The organism is Rossellomorea arthrocnemi (genome assembly GCF_904424705.1).
In the GTDB taxonomy this organism is placed as follows: Bacteria; Bacillota; Bacilli; order Bacillales; family Bacillaceae_B; genus Rossellomorea; species Rossellomorea arthrocnemi.
On record NZ_CAJGBF010000007.1, the window covers coordinates 145,779 to 164,535 of the forward strand.

General features: G+C 43.6%; 18 protein-coding genes and 1 riboswitch. Of the genes, 5 read left to right on the plus strand and 13 right to left on the minus strand.

Features of this window, described 5'->3' with window-relative positions; translation table 11 throughout:
* Window positions 1–66: 66 nt before the first annotated feature.
* From BAA9072_RS11920 to mreBH, 5 genes are all read right to left on the minus strand, one after another.
* Window positions 67–705: a class F sortase gene (locus BAA9072_RS11920; RefSeq protein WP_201714896.1), complete on the minus strand. Its 639-nt coding sequence runs from the start codon at window positions 703–705 to the stop codon at window positions 67–69.
* Between the two features lie 74 nt (window positions 706–779).
* Window positions 780–2,132: a copper amine oxidase gene (locus BAA9072_RS11925; protein WP_201714897.1), complete on the minus strand. Its 1,353-nt coding sequence runs from the start codon at window positions 2,130–2,132 to the stop codon at window positions 780–782.
* 277 nt (window positions 2,133–2,409) lie between these two features.
* Window positions 2,410–3,126, minus strand: coding sequence for an anti-sigma factor (locus BAA9072_RS11930; protein WP_201714957.1), 717 nt, complete (start codon window positions 3,124–3,126; stop codon window positions 2,410–2,412).
* Window positions 3,123–3,686: an RNA polymerase sigma factor gene (locus BAA9072_RS11935; protein ID WP_201714898.1), complete on the minus strand. Its 564-nt coding sequence runs from the start codon at window positions 3,684–3,686 to the stop codon at window positions 3,123–3,125. Before BAA9072_RS11935 ends, BAA9072_RS11930 begins: the two co-directional genes overlap by 4 nt.
* Before the next feature lie 185 nt (window positions 3,687–3,871).
* A complete protein-coding gene (gene mreBH / locus BAA9072_RS11940; RefSeq protein ID WP_034761217.1) occupies window positions 3,872–4,876 on the minus strand; it encodes a rod-share determining protein MreBH in 1,005 nt (334 codons plus the stop codon).
* A 256-nt stretch (window positions 4,877–5,132) separates the two neighbouring features.
* Between mreBH and BAA9072_RS11945 the strand changes: the two genes are divergently transcribed.
* Complete coding sequence (locus BAA9072_RS11945) at window positions 5,133–5,300, plus strand: hypothetical protein (protein WP_201714899.1); 168 nt, start codon at window positions 5,133–5,135, stop codon at window positions 5,298–5,300.
* Between the two features lie 45 nt (window positions 5,301–5,345).
* Here BAA9072_RS11945 and BAA9072_RS11950 read toward each other — a convergent pair whose 3' ends face one another.
* The 5 genes from BAA9072_RS11950 to BAA9072_RS11970 all read right to left on the minus strand — a co-directional run bounded on the left by BAA9072_RS11950 (window position 5,346) and on the right by BAA9072_RS11970 (window position 10,558).
* Window positions 5,346–7,004 carry a methyl-accepting chemotaxis protein gene (locus BAA9072_RS11950; protein WP_201714900.1) on the minus strand — a complete coding sequence of 553 codons (1,659 nt, stop codon included), beginning with the start codon at window positions 7,002–7,004 and terminating at the stop codon, window positions 5,346–5,348.
* Window positions 7,005–7,025: 21 nt separating this feature from the next.
* A complete protein-coding gene (locus BAA9072_RS11955; protein ID WP_201714901.1) occupies window positions 7,026–8,003 on the minus strand; it encodes a BMP family lipoprotein in 978 nt (325 codons plus the stop codon).
* A gap of 257 nt (window positions 8,004–8,260) precedes the next feature.
* Window positions 8,261–8,764, minus strand: coding sequence for an acyl-CoA thioesterase (locus BAA9072_RS11960; RefSeq protein WP_230980842.1), 504 nt, complete (start codon window positions 8,762–8,764; stop codon window positions 8,261–8,263).
* A gap of 92 nt (window positions 8,765–8,856) precedes the next feature.
* A complete protein-coding gene (locus BAA9072_RS11965; protein WP_201714902.1) occupies window positions 8,857–10,050 on the minus strand; it encodes a NupC/NupG family nucleoside CNT transporter in 1,194 nt (397 codons plus the stop codon).
* Window positions 10,051–10,196: 146 nt separating this feature from the next.
* Window positions 10,197–10,298: riboswitch (purine riboswitch) on the minus strand.
* 131 nt (window positions 10,299–10,429) lie between these two features.
* The gene (locus BAA9072_RS11970) at window positions 10,430–10,558 is read right to left on the minus strand and encodes a YflJ family protein (RefSeq protein WP_079530789.1); all 129 of its coding nucleotides are present in this window, start codon (window positions 10,556–10,558) and stop codon (window positions 10,430–10,432) included.
* Window positions 10,559–10,909: 351 nt separating this feature from the next.
* Between BAA9072_RS11970 and BAA9072_RS11975 the strand changes: the two genes are divergently transcribed.
* A complete protein-coding gene (locus BAA9072_RS11975) occupies window positions 10,910–12,145 on the plus strand; it encodes a hypothetical protein (protein WP_201714903.1) in 1,236 nt (411 codons plus the stop codon).
* Window positions 12,146–12,176: 31 nt separating this feature from the next.
* On the plus strand, window positions 12,177–13,640 hold the full coding sequence (locus BAA9072_RS11980) for a hypothetical protein (RefSeq protein ID WP_201714904.1): 1,464 nt from the start codon (window positions 12,177–12,179) through the stop codon (window positions 13,638–13,640).
* Between the two features lie 43 nt (window positions 13,641–13,683).
* Here BAA9072_RS11980 and BAA9072_RS11985 read toward each other — a convergent pair whose 3' ends face one another.
* A complete protein-coding gene (locus BAA9072_RS11985) occupies window positions 13,684–14,973 on the minus strand; it encodes an MDR family MFS transporter (RefSeq protein WP_201714905.1) in 1,290 nt (429 codons plus the stop codon).
* A 187-nt stretch (window positions 14,974–15,160) separates the two neighbouring features.
* Between BAA9072_RS11985 and BAA9072_RS11990 the strand changes: the two genes are divergently transcribed.
* A complete protein-coding gene (locus BAA9072_RS11990) occupies window positions 15,161–15,742 on the plus strand; it encodes a DUF6944 family repetitive protein (RefSeq protein WP_201714906.1) in 582 nt (193 codons plus the stop codon).
* A 338-nt stretch (window positions 15,743–16,080) separates the two neighbouring features.
* Here the strand turns inward: BAA9072_RS11990 and BAA9072_RS11995 are convergent, their stop codons facing one another.
* Window positions 16,081–17,313 (minus strand): aminopeptidase, encoded by a 1,233-nt coding sequence (locus tag BAA9072_RS11995; RefSeq protein ID WP_201714907.1) that lies wholly within the window; start codon window positions 17,311–17,313, stop codon window positions 16,081–16,083.
* Between the two features lie 263 nt (window positions 17,314–17,576).
* Between BAA9072_RS11995 and BAA9072_RS12000 the strand changes: the two genes are divergently transcribed.
* Window positions 17,577–17,942 carry a hypothetical protein gene (locus tag BAA9072_RS12000; RefSeq protein WP_230980845.1) on the plus strand — a complete coding sequence of 122 codons (366 nt, stop codon included), beginning with the start codon at window positions 17,577–17,579 and terminating at the stop codon, window positions 17,940–17,942.
* A gap of 209 nt (window positions 17,943–18,151) precedes the next feature.
* Here BAA9072_RS12000 and BAA9072_RS12005 read toward each other — a convergent pair whose 3' ends face one another.
* Window positions 18,152–18,610, minus strand: coding sequence for an RrF2 family transcriptional regulator (locus tag BAA9072_RS12005; protein WP_201714908.1), 459 nt, complete (start codon window positions 18,608–18,610; stop codon window positions 18,152–18,154).
* Between the last annotated feature and the right edge of the window lie 147 nt (window positions 18,611–18,757).

The following is an 18,757-nucleotide window of genomic DNA, read 5'->3' on the forward strand; positions in this document are numbered from 1 at the left end:
GGATTTCTGTTCCTTCTGAAAATATCCATAAAAAAACAGCATCGGAGGAAGTCCGTGCTGTTTCTGTCAGGATTTCAATTCAGTGTATACCACGAGTCGCTTGCTGTAATTCCTTGCAGAGCGGTCAAAGTCACCGGTACAAGTAATGAGATTAAGGGAGCTTGCAGAGGAGTAACCAAAGATTGATTTCAGGGGAGCGTCGTCCCATGGATATTCTTTCTTATCTATTACAACAAAGGTTCTCTTTTCACCATCTTTATTTTTGACGATGATTTCATCTCCATTTGAAAGCTTGTTCAGCTTATAAAAAACGGCGGGACCATTCCGGCTGTCTACATGACCGCCAATCACAGCATTACCGGGTTCACCGGGCTTGTAGCCACCCTGATACCATGCAGTCGTCTCAAAGCTTTCTGTTACAGCCATTTCACCATTTTCCTTCAATCCAACAGCTTCTATGGACGTGGTTACATCAATGGCAGGGATTTCCATTGTAGAGGGTACGATTCCGCTTCTTTCATCTTTAAGGATGGTATCTGCATAAGGAGAGGGGGAGGTGGTAGTACTGGCCATCTGAGATGTTGGCTTTTCCTGACCCTCGGAGGTTTTCACCTTTTCTTCTGTTGGATTTGAACTAAATCCAGCAGAACATGCAGAAATGGGCAATAGTACAAGCACAAGCAGTACAACCCTCATAGTATACATTATGTGAAGCCACTCCTTTCATCTTCACACTGGGGGACGGACCTGATTGAGGTCCGTCCCTCTCATGTTAAAGATTATTGTTTGTGTGAAGCGTATTTTTTCATTCCAAGTGTTGTTCCGCCAGCGATGATCAACAGGGCTGCAAGAAGGAATTCAAATGGGAATTCGTTACTGTCGGCCGTGCCGCCCATACCAGTGTTAGGCATTTCAGATGGCATGTTTGCTTTGAATTTGTCAGGGAATTGATCAGCGAATGCTCCTGATAGACCTTTAGCAGGGTTTAGCATATGCTCATACGCCATACGGATTTCATCCCATGCTTTTTCATAGTCACCCGCTGCGTAGCTGTCGAATGCGCCAGTCAGTTGTTCTACGTGCATTTGAAGACCGTCTGCAAGAGCATCGGAATCCAAACGTCCGTCTGTGGCTGTTTCAAGGAATTTAGAGAACTCAGCACGGTATCCATCAAGGTTTTTAATCGCTTCTTTTTTTGCGGCTTCATCTTCAGCACCCGTTGCGTTTACATAGTCCACGAAGAAACCGATATGCTTCGTCCACATTTCTTTGAACTGGTTACCAGCCTCTTCACCATATACAGAAGCAATGGCTGCAGAAAGATCTTCCGTGTTGGCATTCAAGGCATTAACAGAAGCGTCAAAGTCTTTTGATCCGTCGATTCCATTTTGCATTGCCATAGTGGCAAGGGCAGCATGCTCCGTTAACAGGTGGTTAAGAGTGGAACGCAAATCCGTTGCCGGAGTCACAGCCATCGTATTCTCGAATTTGTCCGGGTATTGGTCCGTAATGGCACTGGATAATCCTTTTGATACCATAGCCATATGACCGATTGCTTCCCGTTCATATTCGTAAGCCTTTTCGTAGTCACCGGCTACATAACTATCAAATGCACCGATTAATTGGTTAATATGCATTTGAAGTCCTTCTCCCAGACTATCAGATTTCAATCGTTCACCAGTGGCTGTCTCAAGGAAATTAGAGAACTCTTCCTTATATCCTGCCAGATTCTCAAGGGCTTCATCTTTTGCAGCTTGATCATTCGCACCCGTTGCTTTTACATAATCGACGAAGAATCCGATATGATTCGTCCAGATTGTGTTGAACTGATTCCCGGCTTCTTCACCATATACAGAAGCGATCGCGCCTTTTAAGTCGGCTGCGTTATCATTTAATGCCCCAGCTGCCGCATCGAAATCTTCAGCGCCTTCAGCTCCCCGTCTCATTGCTTCAACCGCTAAGTAAGCATGTTCAGTAAGTAATCGATCTAATGTTGTTCTTAATTCCCCGGCCGGCGTATCTACTTTCGTCATAGAATGATCTTCGCCGTTATGTGCTGATACTGCACCAGCAGTTGGAATTAATAATGTCATGCTTAAAGGGACGGCTAAATAACTTTTTTTCATTTTCATAATCGAATCTCTCCTTTTTTTGTTATATATTTTCATAGAGCTAACGAGAGAAGTTGGAACATGGATCACATTTTTTTGAAACTTTTTTCTATTCTTTTTAATTAGGTGGAAAGTAGGGTAAGTCTTTTCTATGTTTCCTCGTAAAAATAAAATAGAGTAGATCATAACATTTATCTCAAACACTTCGATATGCGAAAAAATAAGAAACCACCGATAAGACATAAAAAAGCCCGGCAGTAAAGGGCCGCCGGACGAAACAAGATTTATTAAACATTTATTAAATTTCGGAAGCTAACACGATGTTTCCTTGAGGAAGCTGGCTATCGGCATCCGGCTCAAGGGTGATGGCTACGGTATCCCAATCCTTCTTCGTGAATTCTTCGTTAAACTTGAACACCACAGAACCCTTTCCATCCCTGCTCGTGACGAATGTACCTGCGCGCTCAGGCTTATCATCCTTAATGAGCCATACCTGATACACTTCGTCGTCTGAAAGTTCCTGTAGTTCAGAAGCCTGGACGACCATGCTCGTTTGGGTACCTTGTTTAATGATGCTTGCGGTTCCTTTGGCTTTACTATTAACAGCGGCAAGGTCGACGTATTGGACTACTTGATCGATCGTTGCTTGTTCCACTACTTCATCCTGATCTTCCAGCTGTGTAAACAAATACGCATTGCCGATAAGGGAAAGGGCTAATGCTGCCGCGATAGAAGGGAGGAACCATGCCTTCTTTTTCTTTCTGGAGAAAGGTTCATGGGCAGCCGTTGTTTTCTCATCTCCAAGAATATTGGAAAGGACACGGTCTTCCAGGTCCTTGGGAGGTTCGACAACATCAGATGCGAAAGGCATAAATGCTATTAGCTGCTCCAGTTCAAGAAGTTCTTCCTGACACTGGGGGCAGCTCTTTAAATGTTTCTCGAATTGAGCTTTCTCAAGTTCAGATAAATGACCGTTGTAGTAATCCAGTAAATGATCGCATTGTTGTGTAGTCATTCGAATGTACCTCCTTTCCCTTTTAGACACGTGTGTAAATGTTTAAGAGCTAAACGTATCCTTCCTTTAACCGTACCGATTGGAGTGTCAGTGGATTCAGCAATGGATTGCTGTGTATGTCCCCTAAAATAGAATAATTGTACGATTTTTTGCTGATCTTCTTTCAGGGATTGTATACATTGTCTGATAGCGATCCCTTTTTCTTTCCATTCCAGTTGATCGGCGGGTGTCTCATAGGTGACCTGAAGAGAGTCTTTTTCTATATATTCAACAGATTCATGCTTCTTTCGTCTGCGAATCGCGTCCAGGCAGGTGTTCCGGGTCATCGTTAACAGCCATGATGAAAATTTTCCTTTGCTATGGTCATATGGGGAGTGTTTCTTCCAGAGCTTCATGAAAACCTCCTGGATCACTTCCTCTGCTATTTCCCTGTCTCCTGTCATCTTATATGAAAATGAATAAATCAGTTTTTCATATTGTTGGTATAGCTGTCGTAATGCAGTCGAATCTTTGGCTAAAACTTGTTGGTACAATTCGATATCCTGACGATGATTGGGCATATTACGCTCCTTATCTTTGACATATAAAATAAGGATACTAAACAACGGTGAGGAACTCAATTTTAATAAGCTAACGAGGGAAATAAGAAATTGGATCACAGGTGTTTGAGAAAATGTTAGTGGGGTAAACAGGTGGGTTGGTGTTGGTAAAAAAATCCCCCATTTTAAAATGGGGGATGGTCTACTTATTTTACTTTTTGCAATTTGTGAATCACGGATAAGGAACGTCCTGTTCCAATTGCCACAGATTCAAGCGGGTTTGGAGCTAAGTGAACCGGTACGACAATTTCCTGACTCAGCCAATCCTGAAGTCCGTTAAGGAGGGCTCCTCCACCAGTTAAGATGACACCCCGGTCCACGATGTCCCCACTCAATTCAGGCGGACAATTTTCCAATGTGGCACGAATCGTTTCCAGGATATGAAGAAGAGACTCTTTCAATGCATCCTGAATTTCATTCGACGATAGTTCAATCGTTTTTGGAAGACCGGTGACAAGATCACGTCCGCGAATATCCATCGTTCTTTCTTCGTGATCGATCAATGCTTGACCTACTTCGATTTTGACTAATTCTGCCGTTCTTTCACCAATCAACAGATTGTAGCGTTTACGCACATATTGAACGATATCTTCGTCCATTTGATCTCCACCGATACGAATGGTATTACAAGAAACAACACCACCGTAAGAAATGATCGCCACTTCCGTCGTTCCTCCACCGATGTCGACGATTACGTTGGCAACAGGCTCGCCGACTGGAAGATCTGCACCAATTGCGGCTGCGACAGGCTCTTCAATCAGAGTCACGGATTTCGCGCCGCTTCCTCTAACAGCATCCTGAATCGCTCTTCTTTCAACGCTTGTAGCACCAGAAGGGGTACAAACAACCACCGTTGGCTTACGGATAGAGAATCCTAACTTTTTACTCGCTTTTTTCATGACTTGTTTCAGCATTTCAGTTGTTACGTCAAAGTCGGCAATCACGCCATCTTTAAGGGGACGTACAGCCACAATCTTGCCTGGTGTTTTCCCGATCATGCTTTTGGCTTCAGTTCCAACAGCCAATACCGTTTTATTTTCCGTGTCAATCGCCACAACAGATGGCTCATTAAGTATAATTCCTTTATTTTTACTATAAACAAGTATATTTGCAGTTCCTAAATCGATCCCAATTTCAGAGTTTGATAACATCAGTATTCCTCCAACTATAAGAATTCTACACAGTATAACCTTCTATACAGTATAGGAGATTTTTGAGGGTTATGAATGTGGAGAAATTTACCACCGACAAAATGTTACAAAGTGTGACAGAAGTGAAAGCGCTGTGAAAAAAACAAAACGTCCTTACAGAGCCATTTCGAATACCTCCATATGTATAAAGGGACGGACCTTTCCTTATTGTTCGTTAAAAAAATTTAAACGTTCTGTAATAATGATAGGGGTGATTTTGACTAGTAAAACGAACCCGGGGAGGGGAGTCGTAGGGGAATGGTGTGAAGTTATTGTCGGAATTTGGGAGTTGTGTGGTGAAGACAGGCATACGGGCGTTCCGAGGCTGGATATCAGCGGAAATTTCGATATATCAGCGAAAATCCTTTTTTATCAGCGAAACTAAACCTAAAAAAGAGAATGCCCCATCACAAGGCATTCTCTCCTTCTATTAAAGGGTAAACCGCTCCAATTGTTTCTTCATCTCGATCGTCATTTTGTTCAGCTCGCCCACTTGCTCATTCATTCGTTCAAAGTATCGAAGCTGTTCTTCTGTGGAGGATGAGATTTCTTCTGTGCCAGCCGCGGTTTCTTCGGTAATGGCTGAAATGTTTTCAATGGCGGCCGTCACCTGGTTGGTACGCTCGGTGGAAGCAAGCATTCCGTTTTCGAGCTTCGTAAGAGTATCGAAAATAGTAGAAACATTTCCCGAAATCTCTTCAAAAGCCTGCTCGGTCACATTCATGGAATCGACCTGCTGAGTAGACAGGTTTTTCCCTTTTTGTGAAGCTTCCATAATCGACTGAATGCCTTGTTTAATACTCCCTACCATACTGCCGATACGTTCCGTTGCAATGGAAGAGTCTTCTGCGAGCTTACGAACTTCCTGGGCAACGACGGCGAATCCTTTTCCTGCGTCACCTGCCCGGGCGGCTTCGATGGCTGCATTTAACGCAAGGAGATTGGTTTGATCGGCAATTTCCCGGACCGCCTGGGCGGCATTCTCGATTTCACCTGTATATTGAGCGAAGGACTCGACGGAATCCATGATGGAGGTCGAAGAGTCAGCGATCATTTCAGCAAATTCCTGCTGCTTATTCAATGAAGAACGACCGCGCCCGACCGATTCCAGCGCCACTTTACTGCTCTCCGATGATTCCCCGCTCTGTTTGACATTTTGAGCGAAATCGTCACCCATTACTGCCATAAGGGCAGCGGTTGATTGGATATCCTCGGAGATCGATTGACTTCCTTTGGCGAGCTCCTCCGTAGAGAGAGCGACCTGATGGCTGCTTTCCGTCAGACTCGTCATCTGGGAGCGGACATCTTGAGTGAATCTCTCTACATTAGATCCGATGTCATGGACGGATTGGACCGTACTCCGAAGGTTTTCTACCATATGGTGAAACGCCGTTTGGAGCTTATCGACTTCGAATCGGCTGCCTTTCTCATTAACCGAGTCGATTGTGATCGTTAAATCTCCGTCGGCCATTTTTTCAGCGTTCGCTACCATCTTGTTCAAAGGATTCACGATTCTCCGTGTGAGCAGATTTGATGCTGTGAGAGAGACGATAATCGTCACGATAAAGCCGATGATGGAAGCCCATACGATGAACTGGATCTGACTCTTGTTTTCTTTTAACAAATTTTGATACCATTCGCTTGTTTGTTTATTTAATAGATACATATCGTTTAGGACACCGGAAATCCGTATCGATTGTCGCTTGATCTCTGCTTTGTTCATTTCACTAAGAGCTTTATCCGAAGCCGATTTCAGATCGGTGAATTTGGACTCTATGGAAGACAGGGTCTGTTTTTGATTTTTCACTGAGATCGATTTCTTCAACTCAGTGATTTGAGCCGAGGTTTGTTCCAATAAACTTTCTACCATTTGTTTATTTTCCTCCGTCGAATTGACCGAGTAGTTCGAAAGGGCTTGTTTCGTTACGATGAGATCCCCTCGTAATGTTTCGGTCTCGAGTAGCATCTGTACGTCTTCTTTTGCAGAATTCTGGAGTGAAATCAGTTGCGAGACGATGTAACCAATGATAATGGTAGAAAGGACAAGGGGGATCAGCCCCAAAATCAGTAAACGTTTTTTTAGTGCCATGACATTACTCCTTAGATGAATTTATTCCATGTTGACCGTGATATCTCCCGAGATGATCTTGTTTTTAGCGTCTTCCAGTTTTTTTGTTTCTTCAGGAGACAGACTGGTGACGCGGATCGGGGCAAGGCCGACGCCATCTTCTTTAAGACCGAGTTCATAAGCATGTTGAGAGATCTTATGATCGTTCATGAGTTCCTCCGTTATGTTAAAAACAGCGTTGTCGACTTTTTTGACCATGGAAGTAACAACGGATTTTTCCGCAATGAAATATTGATCAGAATCGACTCCTCCAGAATATTTCCCTGCTTTTTGAGCAGCCTGGATTGCCCCGACCCCTGTAAAACCGGCAGCTGGGTAAATAAAATCAGCACCCTGTTTCATTTGTTTCTCGGCAATCTGTCTGCCTAGTGCTGCGTCACCGAAATTATTGGCGGAGTCATTTAACACGTTAATAGAAGGATTGATATATTTCGCACCTTGTATATAGCCTTTTTCAAATCGCTGGATGACCGGTACATCGGCCCCGCTAATGAATCCGATTGTACCTGTCTTGGATTTCATTGCGGCAACCATACCGAGAAGGAAGCTTCCTTCATGTTCCTTAAACGTAATCGACGTAATATTGTCCATTTCTGAAAAACCATCTATCAAAAGAAACTTTTGATCCGGATTCTCCTTGGCTACCTTTTCAAGAGCATCCTGAATTGAAAAACCAAGTCCGATCACAAGTTCATGATCCTGTTCAACCAGTTCCTGAAGAGCGCCTTCAAAATCCCCGTCAGGAGCTTCTCTATAATCAAATAAAATACCTAATTCATCCCGGGCACGTTCCAGTCCCCTGAAGGCGGAATCATTAAATGAGCCATCCCCCAGTCCTGTATCCGAGAGCAGGATCCCGATACTATGCTGTTTCTCTGTGTTGGTTTCTTCCGTCATAGGCGTAGAACACCCTGCCACAAAAAGCATGACAAGAAGAAACATACTGATAATCTTCTTCAAACCGTAACCTCCAAATATGGTAATAATAAGACACTTTATATGTCCGTACCTCTGTATTATCGGAGGGACGGACCTTTTTTGAAGGGAGAAGAAAGAAAAAAATAAGGTGAGGGAGGGTAGCGGCTAGTGTCTGGTAGTGGCGTATCGTAATAGGGGGAAGTGATGAAGATTCTGTACTTACAGAACAGGAGATCGGCAGAATTTTCAATTTTACCACATAAGAAAGGAGATGCTCTTTAACAAGCATCTCCTTCAAGCTAATAGGCTTTACGGAAAAATTCCGCCAGCTCTTCACTGTGCTTTTTGCGTGCTTTACGGTGCTCGGCACGATTTTTGGCTGTTTCGTTCAGCCACTTCTCTTCTTCTGTTTCAGGAACGACCTCAGGGATGATGGCCGGCTTGTTGCCTTCCAGTGCCACAAAGGTCAAGAAGGAAATGGCTGCCACATTGGTTTCGCCTGTAAGAAGAACTTCTGAAGTCACTTTTACGGAAACTTCCATGGAACTGCGTCCTGTATAGGTGACGATCGCTTCTAACGTAACAGCATCACCTACTTTAATGGGCTGAAGAAAGTCGACGGAATCCGTAGAGGCCGTTACGACGGGCTTGCGGGCATGACGGGTGGCGGCAATGGAGGCCACGTCGTCTATATAGGCCATCAGTTTTCCACCGAATAACGTACCGTGATGGTTCGTATCAGGTGGAAGAACGTGGGTCGTTTTACTTGTTTTCGTTTCTTTCATCGTCTTTTTTTCTCTCAATGGTTTCACCTTCCGTTGTCAATGTGAAAAAAGATTACTACCTTATACTATTCACTAAACAGCAACGGAAGAAACATAAATTTCGCAAAAAGTTATAGAAATATACTAATGATAATGGCTGTGATAAAGCTTGCAAGTGTTCCTGCCAGGATGGCTTTTAAGCTTAGTTTGGACACCATTGGTCTTTGCGTCGGCTCTAAAGAACCAAGTCCGACGATCAGCTGTCCGATGGAAGACAGGTTGGCGAAATTACAGAGGGCGACAGAAAGAATCGCAACAGTCTTTGGTGAAAGCTCGCTCATCATTCCTGAAAGTTCTTGGTAAGCCACAAACTCGTTCACAGAAAGCTTCGTTCCGATGATGGATGCTGCACGGAATGCTTCATCCATCGGAATCCCGACTAATAAAGCCAGTGGATAAAATACGTAACCAAATACAGTCGAAAGGCTCGTATCGACCAATCCCAATAGTCCATTGACGGCAGCGAGGATTCCGATGAATGCGATCAGTAGACCACCGATATTAATCGCTAATTGAGTTCCATTCAGGGCACCTTCGGAAATCGCTTCAAAAACATTCGTATGAGTGGTTTTCCCTAATGAAATATCCCCATTTGTCCGGGATTCCTCTGTTTCCGGTTCGATCACCTTCGCGATGACAAGGGATACGATGGGAACACTGAATACAGATAATAGAAGGAATTTCATATCAATCCCCATCAGTGAGTACCCGATTAGAATAGCTCCACTTGCTGAAGCCGTTCCCCCGACCATGACGGCAAAAAGTTCAGATCGTGTGAGCTTCACTAAATAAGGCTTGATCAATAAGGGGGCTTCCGCTAACCCGAGAAACGAATTTCCGATTGCGTTAAACGATTCAACTTTGGTCGTCCCAAGGATTTTCCCTAATCCGATTCCGATATATTTAACGAAAAACGGAATGATCCGTAAGTAATAAAGGGCAGAGATCAAGGCTGAAATAAAGATGATAGCCCCGAGTACATTGATGGCGAACACGAATGAAATGTTCGTCCCCTTTTCAAAGAAGCCCCCGAATACAAACATGATTCCTTCGTTACTGTAATCAATGACCTTCTGAACACCCAAAGCGGCTTTCTTTAAAACCGTTTGGCCGAATGGAACCTTTAAAACAAATAAAACAAGCAGAAATTCAAGACAGATGCCGATGATGGTCGTCCGCCATTGGATGGCCGAGCGGTTGCTGCTCAAGGCCCAAGCCAGAAATAGAACGCCAAGTAAAGATAAGATGCCATACACTAAACTCACAATACCAATCCTCCAAAAGTGGTTTCTTCATCGAATCCTCACGTTGATGTCGTATGATGTCAGACTTCTCAAAAATCAAAATAAAAAAGTGCATGAAGACATTCTCTAATAAACCAGGGAAAGTCTCCACACACCTTTATACAGTATATAGAACAGACTTTCCTTATAGTCCGGCACTTTACGGCTGCCAGGTAGAGACTTATGGTCCATATCACCATAGATATATAAGGAATTCGTATGAAGTTAATTTAAAAATATGTTCTCTACTCTACCACAGGATGAAAGCTCTCCACAACCGTTTTTTTATTTTACCAAAAAGAGGGACGGACCTTCATTCCTATGACCTGGTCATAGGAATGAAGGTCCGTCCCTCTTTCCATTATTTTGTACGTTCTAACAGGTTTGCGAGAACGTGTTTTTTGTAGGATTCTACTTTGCGTTCTTCGTAGCGGCGCACTCCCGCTTTTTTTAGTTCTTCTACGTACCAGCCTTTGCTTCCGATATGCATTGAAATAAACATCCTTTCTTTGCGTTATATTAAATGGAATCTCCGACTAGCTCCAGCTTAAGATCTTAAGAGCTACGTTAAGATTGCTTACGGTTGTACATTGTAACATCTCAGTTTTTATGGGAAAAGGGGGTAAACGGAATTTTTCGGATTCATCCTTTTCTGAAAATTTTTCGGGGAAAATTAATTTTTTATAAAAAAAGTGATCCAAATATGAACCGCCTTCGTTAGCTTTATGAAAACGGGATGCAGAGTGTGTACAGGTCGGGTTTAATCCATTGTATACCAGGGTAAACATTCTTTGCGCATGAGCATCCGAATAATTGAATCAGAAGGAGGTGACAAGACGCAGTGCAAAAACACCTAATTCAGGCTTTTCTCTTTTTGGGAGTCATCAGTATTCCTACTTTTGCCTCGGCAGAAGGGGGGCTCCTCTCCAATGTGACGAATGAAGTCAACGCAGTCACTGACAAAGCGACGACTTCGAACGAAGTCCTGTCCGCTGAAGAAACCTCTGAGGATGAGAATCACTCAGAAAGAAACTTACTTTCAGGTACGGTTGATTCGGTGACAGCCGCGGTTGATCAGACAACAGGAACAGTTGCTGATACAGTGGATGCCGCAACTGGGACCGCAGGAAATGCGGTGGACAAAACCGTTGAGCATACGACAAAACCGGTTACAGATATCGTAGGAGAATCAGCGGCTCCTGTAACGGAAACGGTGAACAATACGACCAAGGCGGTTACAAATACTGTTGAACAAACAACGAAATCTGTAACCGGTACGGTGGATTCAACGACAAAGACGGTCACCGATACCGTGGAAGAAACAACGAAATCTGTAACCGGTACGGTGGATTCAACGACAAAGACGGTCACCGATACCGTGGAAGAAACAACGAAATCTGTCTCAGATTCATTGGCAGATGATAAGCCTCTATTGGACGTAGACTTGTCGGATCATCCTGAAGTGAAAATAAATACAGGAAATGTCGATATTGAAGTTTCAAAAGAACCTGAGGTGAAAGTGGAAACCGGGGGACTCGAGGCCGATGTTTCAAACGAACCATCAGCAAAAGTGGAAGATGAGCCCTCTGTGGCTAGGCCAAAAGAAAATGATGAAGTCGAAGTGGAGAGAGGAGACGCTCCGAAGGAACCGGTAAAACAAGAGGTTCCAGTCGAAGGATCTGCTGAAGAAGCAGAGAAAAGTTCCCTCAGATTGAGCGAAGCAAAACAAGTAAAGGAATCCTTACGTACAAATCCGGCTGAAGTTGAGCAAAAAGAACCTGCCAAAGTGGAAGAGTCAGAAAAGCAGCATGAACTTCCCTTCACACCTGTTAAAAAGATGGAACCTGTCCTCACGACCACTACTCTAAATTCTACAAGTCAGTCTTCCAGTACAAGTGGGGTGAGTGGCCAGGTAAGCGGATCAACCTCTTTATGGTATGTGTCGGATCAGCAGGCAGTTACCGTCAACTTCCAAACAGCCAATATGTATGAGAAAAATAATCGCTACTATGATCAGTGGTTAAACGCACCACCGTCCCAACCACCTCAACAATCTCTTCTTTTCAAAAGTATATAAATTAAAAACTTTTAAAAGGAGAGAATTAAAAATGAGAAAAAGTGTATTTAGAACATTAGTCATGACAGGTGGATTAGCAGCAAGTCTAGCTATCGGAGGTCACACAAGCTTAGCGGCAGGGAATGATTCACTGCTTAACAGCGATGATGGATTATTGGAAAATGTCAACATCCTTGATTCTAAAGATGGTCTATTAAATGGATTGAACATCGGTGGATCAGATGAAGAATCAAATACGGATGTCAGTACTGATGCTGATTCAAATGTCGTAAACGAAACCGTCGTTGATGAAGAAAATGATTCTGTTACAACGAATAATGGTGCAGAGGCGAATTCAGATGTAAACGCAGCGGTTGAAGGAGAAGACGAATCAGCGGAAGTAAATGCAGATACTGACGCAACTGTCATGAATGAAACAACAGTAGAAGAAGATTCAGCTACTTCCAAAACAGAAGCGGGAGCGTCCCAGGATGTAAACGCAGCGGTTGAAGGAGAAGACGAATCAGCGGAAGTAAATGCAGATACTGACGCAACTGTCATGAATGAAACGACAGTAGAAGAAGATTCAGCTACTTCCAAAACAGAAGCGGGATCATCCCAGGATGTAAACGCAGCAGTTGAAGGAGAAGACGAATCAGCAGAAGTGAAAGCCGATACTGATGCAGCTGTCATGAATGAAACGACATACAGTGAAGAAGACGATTCTTTCACTTCCAAGACTGAAGCGGGAGCATCCCAGGATGTAAATGCAGCAGTTGAAGGAGAAGACGAATCAGCAGCTGTTGACGCTATGGCTGACGCTGGAATCATGAATGAAACAATATACAATGAAGAAGAAGATTCTTATGCCACTACTACTTCTGGAAACCTTACTTCCGGTCTGAATGCTTCTGCATCTGATGAAGACAAAGAAGTAATGGCTGATGCTATGACCGATTCAAATGTTTGGGTAAGTGCCGAAAACAACGAAGAAAATGATTCTTCTAAAGCTTCATTTGGTACTGAATCTGCAAATGGTCTTGTATTGGGGTCAGAAGACAAAGAAGATGGTGACTCTTCTAAAGTAGAAGCAATGAACGATACTTCTGTCATGACAACTGTTGAAAACAGCGACGACTATTCAAAGTTCGAAGCGAATGCCGCGAATAACCTGATGCTTGGAGCTATGACGGAAGATGAAGACAATGAATCGGCTGCTACTGTCATGAACGCAGTGGAAGCGGGACTATGGGCTGAATCAATGGATTCTGAAGAAGAAGAGTATACAAGTGCCGGTTTAAATGCAGGTACGGATACAGCTCTTGGATTTTTATCCTCTGATGAGGACAACGAATCTTCTCTTCTATCAAACCTTGGTGTAAATGCAGATGCAAGCTACACTCAATGGGAAAATGAAGAGTCTTCAGACAGTGAGTTCAACCTTGGTCTTTCGACAGATCTTGGTCTAAATACAATGTTACAGTCAGACGATGAAGGTTTTGATTTAGGACTGTGATAGAAAAGGAAGGAATGATCCTGCGTGGATCATTCCTTTTTTTTTAGTGAACAGCTTTCTTCAATTCCAGTTCTTCTTTCTCAAAGCGCTCGAACATGATGAAGAAGAGGCCGGCACTCACAAGGGCAAGAATCGATAGTGTAATGAACGTCCAATCATACCCTACATAAAGAGACAGGGTGATGGATAGAGGTGCAATGGTCCTTGCAATCGTGAAACGCAGGCTGGCTGCGGCAAAATATTGTCCCCTCATATGATCCGGTGCAAGCTTGGATACGAAGCTTTGTTGGATGCCGGCAGTCATCAGTTCTGCAAAAGTGAACACCGCCATGCTGATTACAAACATCCAAACAGAGCTGGTCTGCCCGAACATAAAGATCGAAACTGCGTAGATGATAGAAGATAAGATGAATACATTTCGCTCTCGGAATTTCGTGATCCACCGCGTGATCACCACGGTGAGAAGCGCCACCAGGAAGCCATTTTCCGACAGGATCAGTCCGAATACCTGCTCGCTCACGAGGGTCAGTGACCAGTCCCCAAAGCTGAACAGAGTGGCTTTATCCATAGTATCTTTAATATATACAGGAATCAGCAGGTCCAATTGCATGAACGTTTGACCTATGAGGACCCCGGCTAAAATAAACAATAAAAACGTTTTGTCTTTAAAAATCACACTATAATCTTTGAATTGATCCGACATCACACTATGCCAGGCTTTCTTTTTTCCTTCTGTGACAAGTAGTTTATTCTTATCTGCCGGTGCCGTTTCCCTCGTCATTTTATATAGAAGAAGAGCTAAAAGCATACAAATAAGTGCGGCGGCAATTAATAATTGAAACCGGTAGTGAACATAGAAAATGCCCCCTAATATCGGTCCTACGACGACGGCAATATTAATGGATGTGTAAAAGACAGCAAACACATGGCTCCGGTCTTTCTCATCCACTACATCGGCGACCATGGCCTGACTTGCCGGCCAATAAAACGAACCGAATACCCCGACCAAACTAAAACAGATAAATCCGATCATGGCAGAATCCAGCCACGGCGAACTGGCAAGGCCAAAGATTAAAAAAGCAAAGCCTTGTCCGAAGGCCGAAATGACCATCATCCGTTTACGCCCGAAGCGGTCCGCACAATAGCCTCCCATCAGATTCGCGAGAACGGCGAAAACCTGTGACAGGACCAATAATAATCCTGCCGTCTGCTTTCCAAACGACTCTGTAAAATAGATCGTCAAAAACGGAAAGAACATCCAGAACGTAATGTTAATTGCTGCTTCCCCAAACAGCCGGACCTTTAAGTTGCGGTCCCAATCCCGAATTCTCATCTAAATTCCTCCCCTCATGAAACACTAGATGAACTAGAATATCATAGCCTGATAGGACAAAATAAACAAGACTCATTTACTGGTATTTACATAATATTTACTCATTGTGTTTCGTGAGCTTGAGATACCATTCGCACGTTTTTGAATACATTAATAGTACTGACTGGGAAAGGAACGGTGGACGGAGGTGATAGATAGACTAATTCTCATTACGGGAGTGTGGACTCAGGTAGTCGGGACTGTAATTGCGGCAATTGGTGAAACGATGATCATTCAAGAAGAACGATTGGACCAGGAGCCAGTCGGATTTCGACTGGTCTCCATCGGAAATGGATTTGAGGCGGCGGGGAATTCCCTGCAGGCAGTCGGTGCCGAAAAGTTGTCAGATGGTTCCATAGGGGAGACCTACCGTATGATTGGTGACTGGATGCAAGCTTCCGGGAATGTGACGAATGTAATTGCTGCTGAAATTCAATTTTCAGGGGAAGAGCTGGAGGGATTGAATCTGGATATATTCGGGGATACCGTACAGTCCGTCGGAGCAGGACTGGAAGCATTCGGGGCCACCTTGAGTACACGCGCCTATTCCAAACTCCTCGCTGCTGGAAACACGATTCAATCTTTAGGGGCGGCCCTTGAAGCAATAGGAGAAGTATATATTCTAAAGGAAATGAAGGATACTGGACTGCAGATCTCTGCATTCGGAAGCTATGCCCAGGCAGCAGGTGCGACAATTGCTGCAATAGCCTTGACGAAAGAGTATGGATAGAGAATAATTTTGGATTGAAAGAGGAAGGAGATTACTAAATAATAAGGATTCATTTCTAATACGAACGGATCTTAGTTGTTTGGCTGAAGGCGGTGGACAAATCAAACTTAGATTAAATGGGAATTGCGTCATTTTTTAAGATGATTGCGTCAAAATAAAATTTATTGCGTCATTTTATTGATATTTGCGTCATTATCGAAAGGAATTGCGTCAAAATTTCGGTATTTGCGTCGTTATACAAAAGTATCAGTCAACCAACGCCAACCAACCCTCTTCCAAAATAAAACCCCAAAAGGCAGCACAAGCCGCCTTCCGGGATCCTACCTTACATATTCTCCTTAAAACGCCCAACCGCCATCGCGGAATACTGCTTCAGTCGAGCCGTCATCCTTCACTCCATCGATGTTCATTTTGTCTGAACCAATCATGAAGTCTACGTGAGTGATACTGTTGTTCAAGCCGTTTTTCTCCAGCTCTTCTTCACTCATTTTCTTTCCGCCTTCGATACAGAATGCATAGGCATTACCGATCGCAAGGTGGTTTGATGCGTTCTCATCAAATAATGTGTTGTAGAATAACACGTTCGATTGAGAGATCGGTGATTGGTGAGGAACTAGGGCGATTTCCCCAAGGTAGTGAGATCCTTCATCTGTGTCCACAAGGCGCTTTAGAATTTCTTCGCCTTCTTCAGCCTTTACGTCCACAATGCGTCCGTTTTCAAATGTGATCGTGAAGTTGTCAATCACGTTACCGCCGTAGCTAAGTGGCTTCGTGCTTGATACTGTACCATTTACACCTGTTTTCAGTGGAACAGTGAATACTTCTTCCGTCGGCATGTTTGCCATGAAAGTCGTTCCATCTTCGTTCACACTTCCGGCTCCGACCCACAGGTGACCTTTAGGAAGTTCGATGGTAAGGTCCGTCCCTGGTGCTGTGTAATGAAGTTTTTGATAGTTCTTTTCATTCAGGTATTCGACTTTTTCGTGAAGGTTTGCGTCGTGATCCTTCCATGCCTGTACAGGGTCAGCCTGGTCAGCACGCACCGCTTTGAAAATCGCTTCCCATAATAGGTCCACTTGTTCTTCTTCCGTAGCATCCGGGAATACTTTTGCAGCCCAATCTTTCGAAGGAGCGGCCAGTACGCACCAGCTGACTTTATCCGATTGAATGAACTGACGGTATTTTGACATCGCTTTGCCGGCTACCTTTTGGAAGTTCGAGATGCGATCCGGATTCACTCCTTTTAACAGGTCGGGGCTTGAAGAGACGATGCTCATGAATGCAGCTCCGCCTTCAGCAAGCTCTTCCACTTCACGCGCTTTCCATTGAGGGAACTCCTGGAAAGCTTCTTCCGGGGCAAGGTCATATTTCGTGCGGTTGACGATATCGTCACTCCAGTTCACATATACGTGCTTAGCTCCTACTTCATAGGCTTTTTTAACTACTAAGCGTACAAATTCTGCAGAATCGATGGATGTGTTGATGACAAGGGTCTGACCCTTCTGGACATTCACTCCGACTTCTACAGCCAAACTTGCGTATTTTTCAAGATTTTGTTGAAAATTAGTCATTATGTATTCTCCTTTTTTTCAGAATGTTCTATTACATTCTTATTGTATCAGTGCCCACACGGTTTGCAAGTGTTTACACCTATCTTTGTATCGTATGCAAATGAATGAAAAAGTATTTGTGAAGAAGCGTTATGAATATGAACGTTCTATGGCATTGGGTCAAGAAGAATGGCATACAATCGGACAACTATACTATAATGTTGGGAGCAAGATTATATCAAAGGGGGAAAAGATACGTGCCTTGGAATGTCCTATTATTACGAATGTCCGCCATATATGGGTTTATCGGAGCATTTCTCGGGTCTCATATGGCAGGAGCGGGATCGTATGCATTCAAGCCCATCCACGCTCATATATTAGTTGTCGGATGGTTGAGTTTATTTGCTTATTCGTCTTATTATCGTTCCTATCAAGTACCGAAGTCTTCTAAACTGGCATTTGCCCATGTGTGGACAGCAATCATCGGTTCTATTGGATTGACCGCCGGGATGTGGATGTACAACTTAAATCCGTTCAATTTTCCGTCAAGCTTTACGACCGTTTTTTATATTGTCGGGGGAAGCACGTTGTTACTCAGCTTTTTCCTGTTTTTATTGATGACATTTAAGTACAGTGAGAGTAAAAAGTAAAGAGTAAAGAGGAGCCTGTTTCCGGTTGGGAGGCAGGTTTTTTATTTTAAGGTGATCAGGTTCAGCACCAGGATTCCTCTTCATATAACAAACTCTGATTATTGTTCCCACCACCCTGCAGCACAAACTCAATGTCTGAGCAATAACAACAATCTTTGTGAAAAGAGCCTTATAAAAAAACTTTCCACCGGTTGTCGGTGGAAAGTTTCTCATGTTGACGTTTCATCACGTTCCTGCTCCTGAAAGAGAAAACGATAATCCATGGGGTTGTGGATCAGGTCGGCCAGGGTGTATTCGTCGAGGACTGAAAGGTAGGCGTTCAATGCTTTGCCGAGAACATGCTTTAATCCGCAGACGGGCGTGATGATGCAGGAGTTGTTTTCGGCGTCGAAGCATTCGACAAGATGGAAATCCTCCTCTGTCGCACGGACCAGTTTTCCTATATTTATATCTTCAGGGGACTTTGCAAGTTTGATTCCTCCGTTTCTGCCACGAATCGTTTCAATCATCCCCATTTTTCCAAGTTCATACGTCACTTTCATCAGGTGATTCTTTGAGATGCTGTAGGCATCAGCGATTTCTTTTATATTAGAGAGTTCGTCCTTCGGTTTTGAAGCCAGGAAAATCAGGACCCTCAGTGAGTAGTCAGTGTATAAAGTTAGTCTCATGTATCTCACCTTTCCGTTCCATTATCTTCATTATACAGAAGGAAGTAAGTCTGTGTCTAAATGTGACTGTTTTGTTAAAGATGTATTTTATATATTGCTTTAACAAATGAGTAGGAGTAGTCTAAAGATGCATTTAAAATATATCTT